General features: G+C 37.2%; 16 protein-coding genes, 3 pseudogenes and 1 riboswitch. Of the genes and pseudogenes, 14 read left to right on the forward strand and 5 right to left on the reverse strand.

Translation table 11 applies throughout. The features are described from left to right. The first annotated feature begins 10 nt into the window (after window positions 1-10). From FGL31_RS26770 to FGL31_RS19180, 8 genes and pseudogenes are all read left to right on the forward strand, one after another. Window positions 11-712: a sensor histidine kinase gene (locus tag FGL31_RS26770; RefSeq protein WP_232046982.1), complete on the forward strand. Its 702-nt coding sequence runs from the start codon at window positions 11-13 to the stop codon at window positions 710-712. A gap of 19 nt (window positions 713-731) precedes the next feature. Next, window positions 732-1421: a response regulator transcription factor gene (locus FGL31_RS19150; RefSeq protein WP_093100433.1), complete on the forward strand. Its 690-nt coding sequence runs from the start codon at window positions 732-734 to the stop codon at window positions 1419-1421. 356 nt (window positions 1422-1777) lie between these two features. After that, a riboswitch (SAM riboswitch) is annotated at window positions 1778-1877 on the forward strand. 74 nt (window positions 1878-1951) lie between these two features. Next, window positions 1952-4260 (forward strand): annotated as a pseudogene (gene metE, locus FGL31_RS19155) (5-methyltetrahydropteroyltriglutamate--homocysteine S-methyltransferase). A gap of 129 nt (window positions 4261-4389) precedes the next feature. Then, on the forward strand, window positions 4390-4575 hold the full coding sequence (locus FGL31_RS19160) for a hypothetical protein (protein ID WP_099371142.1): 186 nt from the start codon (window positions 4390-4392) through the stop codon (window positions 4573-4575). A 66-nt stretch (window positions 4576-4641) separates the two neighbouring features. After that, entirely contained in the window at window positions 4642-5163 is a 522-nt protein-coding gene (locus FGL31_RS19165; protein WP_171017726.1) for a DUF4833 domain-containing protein, read from the forward strand. Between the two features lie 67 nt (window positions 5164-5230). Then, complete coding sequence (locus tag FGL31_RS19170) at window positions 5231-5677, forward strand: DUF4488 domain-containing protein (RefSeq protein WP_099371144.1); 447 nt, start codon at window positions 5231-5233, stop codon at window positions 5675-5677. An 84-nt stretch (window positions 5678-5761) separates the two neighbouring features. Then, entirely contained in the window at window positions 5762-6925 is a 1164-nt protein-coding gene (locus FGL31_RS19175) for an alpha-hydroxy acid oxidase (protein WP_138093781.1), read from the forward strand. Between the two features lie 150 nt (window positions 6926-7075). After that, window positions 7076-9103 carry an alpha-amylase family protein gene (locus tag FGL31_RS19180; RefSeq protein WP_138093783.1) on the forward strand — a complete coding sequence of 676 codons (2028 nt, stop codon included), beginning with the start codon at window positions 7076-7078 and terminating at the stop codon, window positions 9101-9103. Between the two features lie 54 nt (window positions 9104-9157). Here the strand turns inward: FGL31_RS19180 and FGL31_RS19185 are convergent, their stop codons facing one another. Beyond that, on the reverse strand, window positions 9158-9367 hold the full coding sequence (locus FGL31_RS19185; RefSeq protein ID WP_171017727.1) for a hypothetical protein: 210 nt from the start codon (window positions 9365-9367) through the stop codon (window positions 9158-9160). Between the two features lie 510 nt (window positions 9368-9877). After that, window positions 9878-11911 (reverse strand): excinuclease ABC subunit UvrB, encoded by a 2034-nt coding sequence (gene uvrB / locus FGL31_RS19190; RefSeq protein WP_099371148.1) that lies wholly within the window; start codon window positions 11909-11911, stop codon window positions 9878-9880. A 117-nt stretch (window positions 11912-12028) separates the two neighbouring features. Here uvrB and upp point away from each other — a divergent pair, with 117 nt between their 5' ends. The 4 genes and pseudogenes from upp to FGL31_RS19210 all read left to right on the forward strand — a co-directional run bounded on the left by upp (window position 12029) and on the right by FGL31_RS19210 (window position 14638). After that, window positions 12029-12673: a uracil phosphoribosyltransferase gene (gene upp / locus FGL31_RS19195; protein WP_099371149.1), complete on the forward strand. Its 645-nt coding sequence runs from the start codon at window positions 12029-12031 to the stop codon at window positions 12671-12673. 101 nt (window positions 12674-12774) lie between these two features. Beyond that, a pseudogene (locus FGL31_RS19200) lies at window positions 12775-13250 on the forward strand (ribonuclease H-like YkuK family protein). Between the two features lie 233 nt (window positions 13251-13483). Beyond that, on the forward strand, window positions 13484-14083 hold the full coding sequence (pnuC, locus tag FGL31_RS19205) for a nicotinamide riboside transporter PnuC (RefSeq protein WP_138093787.1): 600 nt from the start codon (window positions 13484-13486) through the stop codon (window positions 14081-14083). A 12-nt stretch (window positions 14084-14095) separates the two neighbouring features. Continuing rightward, the gene (locus FGL31_RS19210) at window positions 14096-14638 is read left to right on the forward strand and encodes an ATP/GTP-binding protein (RefSeq protein WP_138093789.1); all 543 of its coding nucleotides are present in this window, start codon (window positions 14096-14098) and stop codon (window positions 14636-14638) included. Here the strand turns inward: FGL31_RS19210 and FGL31_RS19215 are convergent. Both FGL31_RS19215 and FGL31_RS19220 read right to left on the reverse strand, forming a co-directional pair. Then, window positions 14613-15080: a hypothetical protein gene (locus tag FGL31_RS19215; protein ID WP_138093792.1), complete on the reverse strand. Its 468-nt coding sequence runs from the start codon at window positions 15078-15080 to the stop codon at window positions 14613-14615. The genes FGL31_RS19210 and FGL31_RS19215 overlap by 26 nt on opposite strands. A 109-nt stretch (window positions 15081-15189) precedes the next feature. Next, window positions 15190-15543, reverse strand: a complete 354-nt coding sequence (locus FGL31_RS19220; protein WP_138093793.1) for a hypothetical protein — start codon at window positions 15541-15543, stop codon at window positions 15190-15192. Window positions 15544-15806: 263 nt separating this feature from the next. Between FGL31_RS19220 and FGL31_RS19225 the strand changes: the two are divergent. Then, a pseudogene (locus FGL31_RS19225) lies at window positions 15807-17327 on the forward strand (IS1182 family transposase); the annotation flags it as partial. Window positions 17328-17550: 223 nt separating this feature from the next. Here the strand turns inward: FGL31_RS19225 and ahcY are convergent. Continuing rightward, window positions 17551-18867, reverse strand: coding sequence for an adenosylhomocysteinase (gene ahcY / locus FGL31_RS19230; protein ID WP_099371154.1), 1317 nt, complete (start codon window positions 18865-18867; stop codon window positions 17551-17553). A 162-nt stretch (window positions 18868-19029) separates the two neighbouring features. On the opposite strand from ahcY, the gene FGL31_RS19235 reads away from it, so the two are divergent. Beyond that, complete coding sequence (locus tag FGL31_RS19235; protein ID WP_099371155.1) at window positions 19030-19440, forward strand: BrxA/BrxB family bacilliredoxin; 411 nt, start codon at window positions 19030-19032, stop codon at window positions 19438-19440. Window positions 19441-19553 lie beyond the last annotated feature (113 nt).

Genomic DNA, 19553 nt, shown 5'->3' on the forward strand with positions numbered 1-19553 from the left:
GATGTCTGAGATGAAGACAGACTTTATCAATAATATGACTCATGAATTCAAGACTCCAGTTGCCACAATTATGATTGCCAGCGAATCACTTCGTGATCCTGAAATCTCCTCTGATGGCAAAAGAGTCAATAAGCTTGCGAACATAATTTATGATGAAAATGTTCGGTTGGGCTCACATATTGAAAGGGTTTTGAACATAGCTAGGTTAGAGAAAGAAAACCTAAAGATCGAGCGCGTCAATGTTCATATCAATTCACTTGCAAATGCTGTTTTGGAAAGCATGCGTCTACAAATGGATAAGGCTGAAGGAACCCTAAACATTGATATTGCTGCTGATAACGACTTGGTTGTTGGAGATGAATTGCACTTGTCCAATGTGATGTTTAATTTGGTTGATAATGCGATTAAGTATTCCAAAGGAAAACCAGAAATCACTTTTAGGACTTTTAATAGAGGGAACAACATTGTAATTTCTGTTGCAGACAAAGGAATGGGGATGACCAAGGACCAACAAGAAAAGATCTTCGATCAATTCTACCGTATCCCAACAGGGAACATTCACAACGTGAAAGGATTTGGTTTAGGACTTAGCTATGTAAACGATATTGTCAAACGCTTGAACGGTAAAATCACCGTTAAGAGTGAAAAAGATAAAGGCACACAATTTGAAGTAACTCTTCCTTTGAAAAATGCATCTAAGGAAGTTGCATAATCATTAGATAAAGAAAAGTATGAATCAAAAGATATTATTAGCAGAAGATGATCCTAATTTGGGTGAATTACTAAAGGATTATCTAGAATTAAAAGGAAAATTTGACGTGGTACTTTGTACCGATGGTCAGGAAGGCATGGATGCTTTTCGTAAAGAGGAGTTTGATCTATGCATCTTGGATGTCATGATGCCCAAGAAAGATGGTTTTTCATTGGGGAAAGATATCCGCAAGATCAATCAAACGGTTCCAATTATCTATGCGACTGCCAAGGGAATGATGGAAGATAAAACACAGGCCTTTGAATTGGGTGGAGATGATTATATCACAAAACCATTCCGTGTTGAGGAGTTATTGCTTCGCATCAATGCGCTTCTTAAAAGAGCTTCAAAAGATAAGGAGGAAGAAGTTTCTGATAAATTTGAAATCGGAGATTATTTCTTTGATTACACCAGTCAGATTATTTCGTATAAGGGCCAACAACAGAAGCTTTCCACGAAGGAAGCCGAATTATTGCGCTTACTTTGCTTGAAGAAAAATGATGTCTTAACTCGTGAGGAAGCCTTAATCAAGATTTGGCATGACGACAATTATTTTACCGGCCGAAGTATGGATGTTTTCTTGAGCAAGCTTAGAAAATACCTTAAGGAGGACCCTAATGTTGAAATAGTTAATGTCCACGGTAAAGGATATAAGTTGTTGGTGAGCTAAGGATTAGATAGTTTGGTTAAGACACTAGACATAAGACATAAGACATTAGACTATTGTCAAATTCTAAAATAGTTTACCTTTTTTATACATTGTCCGTACCTAAATAGAGCTGATCGAATAGCATTATATTAAAACATTATAATTCTAAAAATAAATGAGGCATATCAAGCCTCATTTATTTTTTTTAATTAATTTTCTAACAGTAGCTGTTAACTCGACCAAATTCTAAAAATGTAATTAATATTTTATGGATTATTTCATCTCTCTTGTGTCTTGTGTCTTATGTCTTATGTCTACTTCAAGCCGTCTCTTCACTTTTTTTTGCATATTAAAAATCTAATTCCTAACTTAGCCCCCGCTTATAGAGAAAGGCAGAGGGACTAGACCCGATGAAGCCTTAGCAACCTGTCCCTTGACAAGGTGCTACATTCTACCCCTGATTGGGAAAGATAAGCTGGTTACAGACATCCTTGGTAGCCTTCTCTTAGCAAAAAGATTTATTGAAATATATTTAATTTAGTAGAGAAAATATGCTATTAACAAACAATTTAGGTTACCCACGTGTGGGCGCATTCCGCGAGTTGAAGAAAGCTAATGAAGCTTACTGGGCGAAGAAGATTAGCGCGGAAGAATTATTGCAGGCTGGACTGAAAATCCGTGAAAGCAATTGGAAGACTCAAAAGGATGCTGGAATCGAGTTGATCCCATCTAATGACTTCGCATTCTATGATCAAGTTTTAGACTTGTCATTAACTGTAGGAGCTATCCCTGCTCGTTACAATTCCTTATTAAACAAAATCGATCGCCAATATAATCTTGATTTATATTTCGCGATGGCACGTGGTTTCCAAGAAGGTGGCGTAGATGTTACTGCTATGGAAATGACTAAGTGGTTTGATACTAACTATCACTATATCGTTCCTGAATTCGTAAAAAACCAAGAATTCAAACTTACTTCAGAGAAATTCTTAAGTGAATACAATGAAGCAAAACAATTGGGTATTGAAACAAAGCCTGTTTTAATTGGTCCAATTACTTACCTTTTATTGGGTAAAGAAAAAGAAGCAGATTTCAACCGCATCGATCTTATCGACAAATTACTTCCTGTTTATGAAGAGATTTTAGGCAAGCTTGCTGATGCTGGGGCGAAATATGTTCAGATTGACGAGCCTTTCTTGGCTTTAGACATTGATGATGCTACCAAAGCTCTGTATGGCAAAGTATTTGAAAAATTAGCTGCTGCAGCCAAAGGCATCAAATTAATCGTTGCTACTTATTTCGAGGCATTAGGAAATAACGAGGATATCGCTGTTAATCTTCCTGTGCATGCGTTACACCTTGACTTAGTTCGTGGTGAAAACCAACTTGACACTATATTATCAAAAGTTCCTGCAAACTTAACTCTTTCATTAGGGGTTATTGAAGGCCGTAATATTTGGAAAAATGATTACGAAAATTCATTGAAAAAAATCAAACAAGCAGTTGATGCGTTAGGAAAAGACCGTGTTTGGGTTGCTCCTTCTTCATCTTTATTGCATGTTCCTTTTGATTTGGACAATGAAAACAATGAAGAATCATTACCTGCAGAAGTTAAAAACTGGTTAGCATTTGCAAAACAAAAACTTTCTGAGGTTAAAGATCTTGCTGTATTGGCTGAAGGTGAAGTTGATGCTGATACTCAGAAACGCTTTGAAGCAAACAAAGAAGCTGCTGAGAGTCGCCGTACTTCTCCATTGATTCACAAACCAGAAGTTAAAAACCGTGTAAGCAACATCACTGATGAAGATGCAAAACGTACTTCATCATTTGATGCTCGTAAAGCTGCACAACAAGCTAAATTCAATCTTCCTGGATTGCTACTACAACAATCGGTTCATTCCCACAAACAAAAGATGTACGTAAGTGGAGAGCTGACTTGAAAAAAGGAGCTATTTCTCAAGAGGAATACGACAAAGAAATTGCTGCTGAGACTGAAAGAACAATCAGATTACAAGAAGATTTGGACATCGATGTATTAGTTCACGGTGAATTCGAACGTAATGACATGGTTGAGTACTTCGGTGAGCAATTAGCAGGATATGCATTCACACAAAACGGTTGGGTTCAATCATACGGTTCTCGTTGTGTTAAACCTCCGATTATTTTTGGTGATGTGTACCGTCCAGAAGACATGACAGTACGTTGGTCAGCATATGCTCAGTCATTGACTAACCGTCCTGTTAAAGGAATGTTGACAGGTCCTGTAACGATTTTACAATGGTCATTTGTACGTAACGACCAACCACGTTCAACCACAACATACCAAATCGCTTTGGCTATTTTAGATGAGGTTCAAGCTTTAGAAAAAGCAGGAATCAAGATCATCCAAATCGATGAGCCAGCTATCCGTGAGGGTCTTCCATTACGTAAAGCAGATCAACAAGAATACTTGGATTGGGCAGTTCGTGCATTCCGTGTTTCTTCATCAAATGTTGATGATGATACGCAGATCCACACACACATGTGTTACTCTGAATTCAATGATATTATCCAGGACATCGCTGCAATGGATGCTGACGTAATTACTATTGAAACTTCACGTTCACAAATGGAATTATTAGATGCATTTGCTGATTTCAAATATCCTAATGATATTGGTCCAGGTGTATACGACATTCACTCACCACGTGTTCCTAGCACTGAAGAAATGGTAAACCTACTTCGCAAAGCAAAAGCTGTAGTTCCTTCAGAGCAATTATGGGTTAACCCTGACTGTGGATTGAAAACTCGTGCTTGGCCAGAGACTAAGGCTGCCTTAGAATCAATGGTTGAAGCTGCGAAAATCCTTAGAGCAGAATAATCAAAAATTAGTATTATAAAATATATTAGTTCAAAGCCGAGCAAAATGCTCGGCTTTATTATTTTACCGCTTTTAATCGAGTATGAGCAAACTTTTCGGTCTCTTTATTGTTTAACAAAAAAAGATATTATGAATAGATATATAGGATTCTTAGCGATTGCTCTTACCACTACCCTTTTCAGTAGTTGTTCTTTAATTGAAGGAATATTCAAAGCAGGAATGTGGTGGGGTATTATATTAGTTGTAGGGGCAGTAGTATTAGTGATTTGGTTAATTTCAAAATTATTTGGTGGTGGCCGTGGAGGCACTAATTAATCTTTAACGAAAATTTCACTATCTGTTAATGCGAATATCAGTATCTTTCGTACAAAATTAATGTACATGACCAGGTTTATCTTAGTAGTACTGATATTCGTATCTTCATTTCAAGCCTTTTGTCAGGATGGTTATCCAAAACCAACTTCCAACGATGGATTATTGTTCTACATCCAACATAACAGAGGTAAGAATGCATTTATTTATTCCATTAATTACAGCAATAACCATAAAATCGACACGGATGAGCCCGTTAAAGTTACCCGTCAATTATTTGACAAAAATGGAGAAATAAAACCTTTAACCGCCATTCAGAAAAACTTTGCATACGGTATTGATATAGATAAAATCAACGCAAATCACTATGAACTTGCCATCGTATCACTCCCAGATCAAAAGCTATATCTAACCATACCTTCCAAAGGAAAAGCCTACGTAGAGACTACGGTTAATGGTGTAAAAATCAAAGTCAATAGATTATTTATTCGTATAAAAGACGGAACTTCAGGATTTAGCACCAAATTAGATTATATATTATTTTATGGAACCCACAAAAACAAAGAAGTAATTTTAAAGCTTGAAATTTAATTGACCGTTATTTATGTTCAATATAATTTCTTTATATTAAACATATTATAAATCAATTTTATTTATTATGAAAGCATTAATCACTTTATTCCTATCCATTTTTATGATTTTTAGTTGTTATGCACAACAAAAATCATCAGATGTCAATAACCTTGAAGGCCTTTGGCAATTGAAATTTATGAAAGCCAATTCTGCTTCTGATTCCTTGGCAGTAAAAGCTCCAATTTTTAAACATATTAGGTCAGATTTGGGCTTCACGAACTTAAGCTTAACAGATATCCATTTGATAGGAACTTTGGAAGGATCTTTAGAAATCAGTGACACTGGTATTTTAACAGAAAAAATAGCAAAACAAGGCCCTTCAATTGGTAGTAATATGATTGGACAAACTTTAAAGATCCCATATTTATTAACAAATGGAAATAATCAATTATACCTAACTTTTTATACAGCAGACCAAAACGGTACACCTCTTGAATACCAAGAAATATATGAGCGTGTTCATATTCGATAAAATGAAATTAGCATATAGCACAGGATGGATATTTCAATATTTTAACCGTAATTTCGCTTTACAACCTATATCTTAATAATTGTTATGAGTGTAAAGATCAAATATCCTTACCATACGGGGTATCCTTCAGTTGCAGATTTAAAGAAGAGAGCTAAATGGAGAATTCCAAAATTTGCCTTTGACTATTTAGAAGGCGGATGTAATGAGGAACTAAATTTAGCGAGAAATGAAAATGATTTTGACAACATATTATTAAAGCCTCAATATTTACATGTATCTGGAGAAATAGACATGTCCGTTGAGCTTTTTGGCAAACGCTATAGTGCTCCATTTGGGATTTCCCCAATAGGACTTCAAGGTCTTATGTGGCCCAATGCACCAGAGATTTTAGCGAAAGCTGCTGCGAAAAACAATATACCATATATCTTAAGCACTGTTTCTACGAGTAGCATTGAGCGCATTGCTGAAGTATCTGATGGTGAGGCCTGGTTTCAGTTATATCACCCTACTGAAGACCGTTTAAGGGATGATATATTGAACAGGCTAAAAGCGGTTGAATGTCCGGTTTTAGTAGTTTTAGTTGATGTTCCTTCTTTTGGCCTTCGGTATAGAGAGATTAAGAGTGGCCTTTCTATGCCTCCTAAGATGAACATCAGTAATGTGGCACAAGCCCTTATTTGTCCAGAATGGGGAATCAAGACTCTCCAATATGGGATACCTAGCTTTGCAACATTAAAACCATATATGGAAAAAGGTCTTGATCTTTCTCAATTAGGACAATTTATGAACAAAACGTTCACCGGAAAAGTAAATATACAGAAGGTTCAAGCCATTCGTGATATTTGGAAGGGTCCACTTGTGTTAAAAGGTATAGCCACTCAGGAAGACATGGATGCTGCAATTTCTATTGGTGTCGATGGAGTCATCGTGTCCAATCATGGTGGGAGGCAAATTGACGCTGGAGAATCTTCAATCCATTCCTTGATTCGATTGACTCAAAACCCAGCTTATAAAAATAAGTTGAAAATCATGATGGACGGAGGTATCAGATCTGGTGTTGATTTAGGAAGGGCCTATGCAGTCGGTTCAGAATTCAATTTTATGGGTAGACCATTTATGTATGGCGTTGGTGCTTTGGGAGATGAAGGTGGAGACCATACGATTAACATGTTCAAAGCTCAACTCTACCAAGTGATGCAACAATTAAGCATTGAAAACATTAATCAATTCCCGTCTAGATTATTATAATTCAATATATAATTGTAAAAATTGGTTTACTTAAACATGTAGGCCAATTTTTTGCGTTTTAGGATTCCTAACAACCAGATTTTTGTTGTAGATTGTAAAAAAATCAAAAAAAAGATTCTTGATTTTTTTACAATCTACAACCTAAACATAATGCGATTAAATTACATAAACCTATTTTGGCTAACAAGTCTATTCATTCTTTCCATAAAATTTTCTCAAGCGCAGATAGCAGTTCAATTAAAAAACAATCAGGAGTTTAAATACAACCTGAAAACAGGGTCCTTTTCATTATACCAAAACAATGATCCTATTTTTGAACATGCATTTTCTAGCATTCAACTTAAAGGTAGCGAACTTGAAACCTTAAACCTTCCTACTACTCGAGCATTGAAGCAGAAATTCAAGGACAATGCGGGATCAGGAATCTGTTATTCCATTGAGCGCCCTGCTGGAAAAGGCTTGAAAACCCTGCAAAACTTCTATTTTTATGATAATTCATCCTTTATCGTTCTTGAAATAATAATTAAGGGGAAAAATATTAGTTCAAACTCTATTTTACCGTTTAACATTATTCCTCAGAATCTCCTGGCCAACAAAAACTTAACTGCTGTAAAGGTTCCTTTTGATAATGATACCTTTATTTCATATGATCAAATAGAGTTGACAGATACAACATATGAGAGCTCAGAAGTAGGTATATTATATGATCAAGAGTCACAAGCAGGTTTAGTAGCCGCTTCCTTAGATCAATCTGTTTGGAAAACTGGAATTCTGGCAAAAAATCAAAGCAATAATCTTACTGAACTTTCGATCAAAAATGGATACACGGAAGTTACCTTAACTCGAGATTCTATGGGTCATGGATTTGTAGAAGGTAATATCATCAGGTCTCCGAAGATATTTATCTCTTATGCTAGTAATTGGCAAGATGGTTTGGAAGAATTTGCTAAGTTTCAAAGAAAATTATTTCCTCCCTACCTTCAAACTTGGGAAGGAGGCACTCCAGTTGGATGGAACAGTTGGGGGGTTATTCAACAAGATTTATCTTGGGAAAATGCTACTGGCTCTGTTGATTACTTTAAGAGTAACCTTCCGGATTTTAGGAATGAGAATGGGAAGGCTTATATTGATTTGGATTCATTTTGGGACAATATGGTCCCTGGAGGGATGTCAGGAGATTATAGCAAACTTCAGGAGTTTGATACTTATTGTAAATTGGCGGGTCTTGAGCCTGGAGTTTATTGGGCACCTTTTACAGATTGGGGTTATAAAAGCGGTCCTTCCCGAAAAGCGGAAGGCTCAGATTATACTTTTGGTGAAATGTGGACCAAGACCAGCAAAGGCTATCATGAGTTGGATGGTGGTCGAGCGTTGGACCCTACACATCCAGGAACAATAGCTAGAATGAAATTTATTCTACAAAAACTTAAAGATTGTGGATTCAAAATGATAAAGATTGATTTCCTATCACATGCAGCAATTGAATCAACAGGATTTTACGACCCAACAATTAAAACGGGTATGCAAGCTTATGCCGTAGGCATGAAGAATCTCAATGATATTTTGGATAATCAAATGCTGATATATGCGGCCATCTCTCCTTCTCTAGCGAGCTATAAATATGCACATATGCGAAGAATTGCTTGTGATGCTTGGAAAACAATGGATCAAACAGCCTACACCTTGAATTCGGTTACTTTTGGCTGGTGGCAAACCTATCTTTATGATTATATCGATGCAGATCATTTAGTTTTTACTGGCGAATCACACGACACTAATATTGCCAGGTTTCTTTCAGGAGTTGTAGCGGGCCCCTTGATATTGGGAGATGACTTTTCAAAAACTGCTGAATGGCAAAAGGAAATGGAACCTATTCTTCAAAATCGAGAAATCCTAAGTATTGTCAAAAATGGAAAAAGTTTTAGGCCACTCCCCGTGATCAAGGACAATAAAAGCAGTAATCTTTATTTTAAGAAAGATGGAAAGAATTTATACCTTATTGCCTTTAATTTTAAACCTGAGGTTGCAAACATAGCCTTTGATTTAAAGGAAATTGGATTGACAGGCAATTTTAAGATGAAGGACTTGATCAGCCAAGTGGAAAAAAGCAGTAATTCCGAATTGAATATAGGATTTGAAAGTGCGGGCGCCAAGGTATTTCGGTTGGTAAAGGAATAGGGATTATGAACAAGATTGACTTTGGCATTCTTATTTATAAAGGCATTGATTGCATTAGTTTAGCCTATCAAAAAATTGTTTTATCAAGCCCAATAAATCAGTATAGGATTTCCCTTCTGGCAATATCCCCAAATCCTTATAATAAGTCATAAAATCTTTGGTATACATTTCATCAGCTTTAATTTGAAGAGTAAGAATATTTTCATTTTCAGCATGAGAAACTACAAATATATTTATCGTCAATCTATACTCACTCGTAAACAAGCCTTTACCTTTAGATAAATAATACAATTGGACAAAGCCATTCCTTATCCATATTTTGAATAAAATAGTCGTTTTCGAGCGAAAACCTCTTTAGGTTGTCCAATATTTCATTGCTATTCATATTAGAAATAACAAGAGATTTTGAATCTTGAGAAAATGCGTAGCATGTAAAAAGGCAATAAAATGACATCAGAAAAATCAAACGTAAAGCTTTCATAGTAAAATAGTTAGTTTGATTATTGACTCATCGAAATTAGTTTGGTTTAACTACAATAAACGATTTATCCCTTTTACATTTTTTTTTGTCTTGTACCTTCGAATCATACTTAGATAATAATTTCCTCATCCCGCTATGAGGAAACTATTGAAAAATCTTTTAACAGCTAAAAATTTAGCCCTACCAATTCTAATGTCTTATGTCTTTTGTCTCTTGTCTAAACACAATTCCTTTCCACTTTCTCATATCTCACATCTCATATCTCATATCTACTTTCTAATGTCTAATCTAATTTACCTCTTCCCAAACTTTTCTTCATAGGCTTTTTCCAGAGCGAACATTTCATCGCGCAATTTCGCTGCTTCCAAGAATTCCATTTCTTTTGCAGCTTTTTCCATACGTTTTCTCACTGTATCGATTGACTTCTTCATTTCTTTTTCACTCATATATTCGATCAATGGATCTGCAGCAACTGCGGCGCCTGGTTCTGGTTCAATATATGCTTTTGGTTCACCTTTAAAGTCAGCAACGGAGGTTTGTTCCAAGATTTCTTCTTTTGTCTTTCCTACGGTACGTGGGGTGATTCCGTGTTCAAGGTTATAGGCGATTTGTTTATCTCTTCTTCTGTTGGTTTCATCAATAGTGACCTGCATACTGTCCGTCATTTTATCGGCATACATAATCACCCGACCTTTATCGTTCCTTGCGGCGCGTCCGATTGTTTGGATCAATGACCTTTCCGACCTCAGGAATCCTTCTTTATCAGCATCCAATATAGCCACTAAGGTTACTTCAGGCAAGTCTAATCCTTCCCTTAGTAAATTCACTCCTACCAAGACATCGAATTCTCCAAGACGCAATCCTCTTAGAATTTCTACACGTTCCAATGTTTTCACTTCGGAATGGATATAACGAACTTTAATATTCAGCTTCGTCATATATTTGGTCAATTCTTCAGCCATACGTTTCGTCAAAGTAGTTGCAAGGATCCTTCCACCTTCTTTAATAGTTTTATCTACTTCTTCCAAAAGGTCGTCTACTTGATTTACTGCAGGCCTTACTTCTACGACAGGATCCAATAAACCGGTTGGACGGATAACCTGCTCTACCACGACACCTTCGGTTTGTTGCAATTCATAGTCTCCAGGAGTTGCCGAAACATATATGGTTTGATTGGTAAGGGATTCGAATTCTGGAAAATTCAGCGGACGATTGTCCAGTGCTGCCGGCAATCTAAACCCATGCTCCACCAAGGAAATTTTTCTAGACCGGTCACCACCATACATTGCTCTTAATTGAGGTATAGTAACATGGCTTTCATCGATTACCAAAAGATAATCTTCTGGAAAATAATCCAATAAACAGAATGGTCTCATACCGGGTTGCCTACCATCAAAGAATCTTGAGTAGTTCTCAATTCCGGAGCAATAGCCCAATTCACGCATCATCTCAAGATCGTAGTTCACGCGTTCTTCAAGTCTCTTTGCCTCCAACATCTTGCCTTCATCTTCGAGCTGCGACTTTCGAGCAACTAACTCATCCTGGATTGACCAAATAGATTGGGTGAATTTTTCTTTTGGTGTCACAAAAAGGTTTGCCGGGAAAAGGGCTAAACTTTCGTGTTTCTCAATAGTTCTTCCAGACACAGGGTCGATTTCACTCAGCTCATCGATTTCATCACCAAAGAAGGAAACCCTATAAGCTGTATCCAAGTAAGCAGGATAGACATCAATAGTATCTCCTTTCACTCTAAAGGTTCCTCTTTTAAATTCGGAAGTGGTTCTTGCATAAAGAATTTCGACTAACTTATGCAGGAAAGCATTTCTGCTGATTGTTGTACCTACACCAAACCGGAAAATAGATCGTGAGAAGTCTTCAGGGTTTCCCATACCATAGATACAAGAAACGGAAGAAACGACGATAACGTCTCTTCTTCCAGACATCAAGGATGACGTTGTTGCGAGCCGCAGTTTTTCAATTTCCTCATTGATTGCCAAATCCTTTTCGATATAGGTGTTGGTATGGGCGATGAATGCCTCCGGTTGATAATAATCATAATAAGAAACGAAGTAGTTGACCGCGTTATTGGGGAAGAATTGCTTGAATTCACCATACAATTGGGCAGCTAAAGTTTTATTATGGCTTAAGATCAAAGTTGGTTTCTGAGTTTCTTGGATGAGGTTAGCTACGGTAAACGTTTTACCGGATCCTGTAACTCCCAATAACGTTTGATAAGTTTCCCCTTGGTTTACACCTGCTACCAATTGTTCGATTGCTGCGGGTTGATCGCCTGTGGGTTTGTATTCTGAAGTTAATTGAAATTTCATAGAGTGCCTTTCGTACCCCTAAGTTATCAAATATTATTCCCAATCCAGATATATGAACTGCAAACAAAATAATCCAAAAAATTATTGTTATTTTGGTATTCAACAAGACTTTTTGTCATGGTCACTATACTAACAAAACAAAACAGCATTGCAAATCATTTCTTAGCAGAACTAAGGGATGTGAATATTCAAACGGACAGGATGCGTTTTAGGAGGAACCTAGAACGTTTGGGGGAAATTATGGCCTATGAAATTTCCAAAACTTTTGAATATAAGAGTTCTGAAGTGGATACGCCACTAGGTGTTGCAAATACTCATTTATTGAGTACTCAGCCGGTTATTGCAACTATTATTAGGGCAGGTTTACCATTCCATCAAGGACTGCTGAATTATTTTGATGGTGCTGACAGTGCTTTTATCGCAGCCTATAGACATACGAAAAAGAGTGGTGAGTTTGAGATTCACAAAAAATATCAAAACACACCAAATTTAGATGGCAAGGTCGTTATTATGGCTGATCCTATGTTAGCGACCGGTCGCAGTTTGGTATTATGTTGCAAAGATTTACTGAGCGATTATGATATTAAAGAATTGCATATTGCTACTATTATTGCATCTGAGGAAGGTCTTCAGCATGTAAGGGCATTTCTTCCGGATGTTCAGTTATGGATTGGTGCTGTTGACAATGAGCTTACCAGCAAATCTTATATAGTTCCGGGGCTTGGCGATGCAGGCGATTTGGCATTCGGCAATAAGGAATAGTTTACTTACCATTAGGAAACATACATTTATTAATTAGTTAACATTTAAAATCAAGATAATGAACCACATATCCGTAAATTTAGTAAACAAATTTTCATACTATGGAATGGCAAAAATACAACGGAGAGACAATAAGGCTTCCATTATGGTCTGCAGTTGAGGAGACCATCATTAGGGAGAAAAACGCAGGTAACAAACTCAAGGTTTTATATCGGCACAGATTCTCAAGTAAAAAGAGGAACTGTTGAGTTTGCGACTGTTGTTGTCTTCCTCAGGGAGCACAGAGGGTGGATTTATGTTTATCAGGAAAGATAAAAAAAGCCACAACATGTCCATCAAAGAGAGAATGCTTTTGGAAGTTCAGCACTCTATAGAAACAGCCTACGAACTTTGTCCTTTACTGGATCAATATCAAATCGATCTAGAAGTCCACGCCGACATCAATACAAACCCCAATTTCCAGTCTAACACCGCACTCAAAGAAGCCATGGGTTATATCTTAGGAATGGGTTTTATCTTTAAGGCGAAACCTGAATCTTTTGCAAGTACAAATTGTGCCAATAAACTGGTCCAATAACTGTTAAAGATTCTTTTTATCCAATTATTGCAATCTTTAATTATCCCAAATAATTGAAGGTTATAAACTTCTCCCATCTTTTTGATCTAATTCCTTAGGTCAGGTAAATTCTTCTCCCTTATTTTTTAGTAAAAATTAATTATTCCTATCCCTTTTTTGACTGATTTATTCAATGAAATAAAACTCAAAGAAGTTATTATCTTTATTCAACGAAAATTAACAGCTTCTACTTTATGGATTTTTTCCATCAACTATATGAACAGTTTCTTTTAACCTCCCCTCTCGAATGGTTAGCAACCATAACTGGTTTTCTATGCGTTTATCTAGCGGCAAAACAAAACATCTGGAATTGGCCAATTAGTATTATTTCAGTCCTCACCTATCTCTATATTTTTTATCACAACAAATTATATGGTGATTCTGTATTGCAGATCTATTTTTTGAGCACTGCAATTTATGGTTGGTATTATTGGAATAAAAGGGCTCATTCTGATGACAAACCTATCAGTTCCTTCAATTCTAAACAGATGATGGTCACTATTTTGATTATTGCAGTTTTATCTGCTGTATTAGGATTGGTTTTGGATAAATTTACAGACACCGATGTGCCCTATGCAGATGGTTTCTGTACCGCAACAAGTTTTGTTGCTCAATTTCTTATGACCAGAAAAGTTCTACAAAATTGGTTATTATGGGGTTTTGTTGATATATGTTATATCCCACTTTATTTCCACAAGGATCTCTTATTGACTGCCATCCTATATTTTGCATTTGCCATCATAGCATGGAATGGTTATCGTGATTGGCTGAAAACCTATCAAAAATTTCAGTAATATTGCCAACTTATGGATTCCAAAAACAATAAGGTCATAAAAATAGCTGTTGTAGGTCCAGAATCTACTGGAAAATCCACGATGGCATCCTACTTAGCGGAAAAACTAGATACAGTTTGTGTCCCTGAATATGCGCGATTCTATTGCCAGAACCTGAACAAACAATATACTTTGCAGGATGAAGTAAATATGTTTTATGGTCAGCTAGCATTAGAAGAGGCATTAACTTCATCAGCATCCAATAATTTATTGATTTGCGACACCACTATCTTAACTGTTAAGATTTGGTCTGATCATCTTTTTGGACATACACCTGTGGAGGTAACGGATGAAATTAGTCTAAGAAAATATGATTTATATCTGCTGATGGATATTGATTTACCTTGGGAAGATGATCCGTTGCGAGATTTCCCTAACGAAAGAGAGCATTTTATGAAGGTATGGAAAAAAGAATTATCTTCAATTGATGCTAATTACAGCATAGTTTCGGGTTTGGAAAATCAAAGATTAGAAAATGGTCTGAAGGCTGTTAAATCTTTTTTAATAAATCAATAGGCAGTTCAAAATAGGTTTTAACTCCCCAAAACTTAAAGGGATTATTTCTATGGGAATTTTCATAGATTTCTTCTGCATTTAACCTTTTACTCCCAGTAGTTGTAGAGATCTCCCAAAATTCTGGTTTTCTATCATTGCTATTTAAGTTGTAAAGATAAGTAACGCTTTTAGCAGGAATCTTTACCATCCAATATGCTGTATTGGCTTCAATAAGATTTAGTGTATCAATAGTCTTATCTTCAGCAGAGAAGTTTTCCTCTTTATATCCTTCCAATGGCAAATTAATTAGTTTTATTTGATTCACTTCCATTACTGTGGAAGGAAAGACTTTCAAGATTACGTCTTCATCCAGCTTATTAATGAAATATTGAGGATAAAAGAATGAACAAGAAGAAAAAATAAGAGAGATTAATGCAATCAATAAAAACTTGAACCGACTCATAAATTGGTTTATTGATTAATACCCAAAAATTACCAAAAGTAACCCTAGCAATCAATCAATAAAAACAAATTAAAATTTATCATTGTTCAATATTGAAGTGTTTGGCAAACTACTCGCTAAAGAATTTTATCTTAACAATATTTCCACTAATTTCCAGAATACAGACTGATTTGATTTCATTCTCCTTTCTAACAAATCTCTTGATATGGTTTTTATCAAAAACTTTAAACCAATTATTTCGTTTGGCCAAGCTATCTACTTTGTTGTTGTAATTTTCAAGGTTATTAATCTTAAAAGTATCCTGAATAATGGAACGGTCAATATCATGATAAACATGAAAATCATCACTGTTTTCAAAAAAGTATGCAATATCAGACCTTTTTGAATCTTCATAACTAAAATTTAATTTTTCATTGCAGGAACTAATAATTAAAAATCCCCATAAAAAATATTTCAACCTCATATTCTTAATCTTATGAAATTTTAGGATAACAATTAAAAGAAGTTAAAAATTAATCCTTGCTTTTCCATTAGAAATAATTTTCAAATACTTTATATTTTCAATTTAATAGAATTATTGAATTTTCTAATAGATTAGTAATAGAATTTAAAAGGGGCTGTCTAAAAAGGTCTCTTAAAAAAATAACCCCGTCATTAAAAAATGGCGGGGTTTTTCTGTTTTTTGTCCTCAAGATTTTGTATCTTAAGGTGCACCCAAAAAACAATATGGCAAACATACAATTCAAAGCGCTTCCATCCAATAGTCCGAGTCTTTTTCCTGAGAATATTTTAGACCGTATCCCCTTGAACCATCCGGTTCGTTTGGTGAGTCAGGTTGTTGACCAGTTGGATCTGGAACATATCATCCGTCAGTATAAAGGCGGAGGCACGACCAGTTTCCATCCCAGGATGCTCATCAAGGTACTGTTCTACGCGTATCTGAGCAATATCTATTCTTGCCGCAAGATCGAGCGCGCCCTGCACGAGAACATCCATTTCATGTGGCTTTCGGGCAACAGTACGCCGGATTACCGTACGATCAATTATTTCAGGGGAAAGCGTCTTAAGGGACAGATACAGGAGCTGTTTGCCAGTATCGTTCGGATGCTGCATGATATGGAGTATGTCAGCCTGAAAGTCCAGTATGTAGATGGTACCAAGATCGAATCGGCCGCCGGTCGCTATACCTTCGTTTGGAAGAGATCGATCGAGAAGAACAAGGTAAAGCTGGAGGCGAACATCGCTTCGGTCCTTTCGGATATCGATGCACAGATCAGCCAGGACCAATCTTCATTAGGGGATCAGCAAGTCAGCAAGGCCATCGATAGTGCCCAGCTGAAGGAAAAGATCAGAGCGATCAATGCCAAGCTCAAAGGAGTGGATAGATCCACCGATAGGCAGCTGAGGAAGCTTGAAGACGACTATCTGCCCCGATTGCAGAAATATGAGGAGCAACTGGAAGTACTGGGAGATCGCAACAGTTATAGCAAGACCGATACCGATGCCGTGTTTATGCGGATGAAAGAGGACCACATGAAAAATGGCCAGCTTAAACCGGCCTACAATACCCAGATCAGCACCGAAGACCAGTTCATCACCCATTATAGCATCCATCAAACGGCCGCAGATACCACAACCCTGCCCGAACACCTGGAAGGCTTTGAGTCCCATTACGGAAAACAGAGTGAATCCATCGTCGCAGATGCCGGATATGGTAGCGAGCAGAACTACGAGCTGATGGAAGGACAGGGTATAACCGCTTTTGTGAAGTACAATTACTTCCATATGGAACAGAAGCGCAAGCATAAACAGGATCCTTTCTCGGTACAGAACCTATATTACAACCAGCAGGATGACTATTATGTATGTCCGGCCGGACAGAAGCTCAGCTTTATCGGTCATGCAACCAGAGTCAGTGCCAACGGATACACTGCCCGGGTCAGCTGTTACCAGGCTCGGCGATGCGAAGGCTGCCCGATGCGGAGTGGGTGCCATAAAGCTACAGGCGATCGGCTCATTGAAGTGAACCACAGGCTCAATAAGCTCAAGGCTAAAGCCCGGGAAAGACTGCTGTCGGAAGAGGGAATGTACCATCGGAGCAAGCGACCCATAGAAGTGGAAGCCGTTTTCGGCCAGATGAAAAGCAACAACAGGTTTACCCGGTTCACAATGAAAGGACTGGAGAAGGTCGCTGTGGAATTCGGTTTGATGGCCATTGCCCATAACCTCAGAAAATGGGCAAAAAAGTGGAAAGACAAAGCTTTTATCGGTAAACCAGTTGGCAAAAACTCCCTATTTGCGATAAATCAAGCCATCAACATGCTGAAAAGCACAAAACATCGACTTGCAGCCTAATATTGCTCATGAAATTATAATGGAGCTCCAGAAAGCTATAAAGCAGAAGAAGGTGCCTTTTTAGACACCTTCTTTTGAATATCTAAATACTAAATACTATCTACTAAATACTATTCTAGTATCTATAAGCTTCAGGTTTGTAAGGTCCTTCTACGGTGACACCTATATATTCGGCTTGTTCCGGAGTCAATACATCCAATTCTACACCGATATGAGCTAAGTGAAGACGAGCTACTTTCTCATCTAAATGTTTAGGAAGCGTGTATACTTCTTTTTTGTACTGATCAGTGTTGGTCCAAAGTTCTAATTGTGCTAGCGTTTGGTTGGTGAAAGAGTTTGACATTACAAATGAAGGGTGACCAGTGGCACATCCTAAGTTAACCAAACGCCCTTCAGCCAATAGAATGATGTCTTTACCGTCGATTGTATATTTATCAACTTGAGGTTTGATTTCAACTTTTGTATTTCCGTGGTTCTCATTTAACCAAGCTACATCGATTTCATTATCAAAGTGACCGATATTACATACTACAGTTTTATCTTTCATTGCTTTGAAGTGCTCAGGGCGTATAATATCTTTATTACCTGTTGTTGTAACAACAATATTAGCTTCTTTGATGGCGTCTTCCATTTTCTTCACTTCATAACCTTCCATTGCTGCTTGCAGCGCACAGATTGGGTCAATTTCAGTTACGATTACACGCACACCTGCAGAGCGCAAAGATTCAGCTGATCCTTTACCAACATCTCCAAATCCAGCTACCACAGCGACTTTTCCAGCTAACATAAGGTCTGTCGCACGGCGAATAGCGTCTACCAATGATTCACGACATCCATATTTGTTGTCGAATTTAGATTTTGTAACGGAGTCATTGACATTGATTGCAGGCAAGTGAAGAGTTCCGTTTTTCATGCGTTCATACAATCGGTGAACACCTGTTGTTGTTTCTTCAGAAAGGCCTTTGATTCCTTCAATTAACTCAGGGAATTGGTCGAATACCATATTCGTCAAGTCACCTCCATCATCAAGGATCATATTTAGAGGCTTGCGATCTTCACCAAAAAACAAAGTTTGTTCTATACACCAGTTGAATTCTTCCTCGTTCATACCTTTCCATGCGTATACAGGGATACCAGCGGCAGCAATAGCAGCAGCGGCGTGATCTTGCGTAGAGAAGATGTTACATGAAGACCAAGAAACATCAGCACCAAGTTCAACAAGTGTTTCGATTAATACTGCTGTTTGAATAGTCATATGTAGACATCCGGCAATGCGAGCACCTTTTAAGGGTTTCGTTGCGCCGAATTCTTTGCGCAATGACATTAGGCCTGGCATTTCAGCTTCTGCTAATTCTATTTCTTTACGCCCCCAGTCAGCTAAAGTAATATCTTTTACTTTGTAAGGTACGTAGGTAGTTTCTAATGATGACATAGTTATACTTTTTGTTTATAGAAGCACAAAATTACTTGATACACAAATCAATTCAAAACATTGCTGCATTATTCCGCATAAATTGACATTTTCTTGAGGATACTGGCTTGACTATGGCATCTTTTAGCGCTATATTTGCATAAATCATTAGAAAAAAAGAATATGTATCCAGAATATTTAGTATCTCCAATGCGTCAAGAATTAGTTGACGCTGGGTTCCAAGAATTAAAGACTGTTGAGGAAGTTGATACCGCTATCCCTTCTGAAGGAACAGTATTCGTAGTAGTGAATTCTGTATGTGGATGTGCTGCTGCCAACGCTCGTCCAGCTGCTAAAGCTGCCGTAAAAAACGAAAAACACCCTGACAAATTAGTTACTGTATTTGCCGGAATGGAAAAAGATGCAGTTGACAAAGCTCGTCAATATATGTTACCTTACCCTCCATCATCGCCTGCAATGGCTTTGTTCAAAGATGGTAAATTAGTACATATGATAGAAAGACATATGATTGAAGGCCGTCCAGCTCAAATGATTGCGGACAACCTAGTTGCTGCGTTCGACGAGTACTGCTAACAATCGTTGTATTTTGATTTTTGAATACTGAAAAAGCTTCTTTTACCATAAAAGAAGCTTTTTCTATTTTATCAATTCCAGCTTTTTCTTAGTACATTTGTGCTGTATCATCA

It is taken from the genome of Sphingobacterium daejeonense (assembly GCF_901472535.1).
Lineage (GTDB): Bacteria > Bacteroidota > Bacteroidia > Sphingobacteriales > Sphingobacteriaceae > Sphingobacterium > Sphingobacterium daejeonense.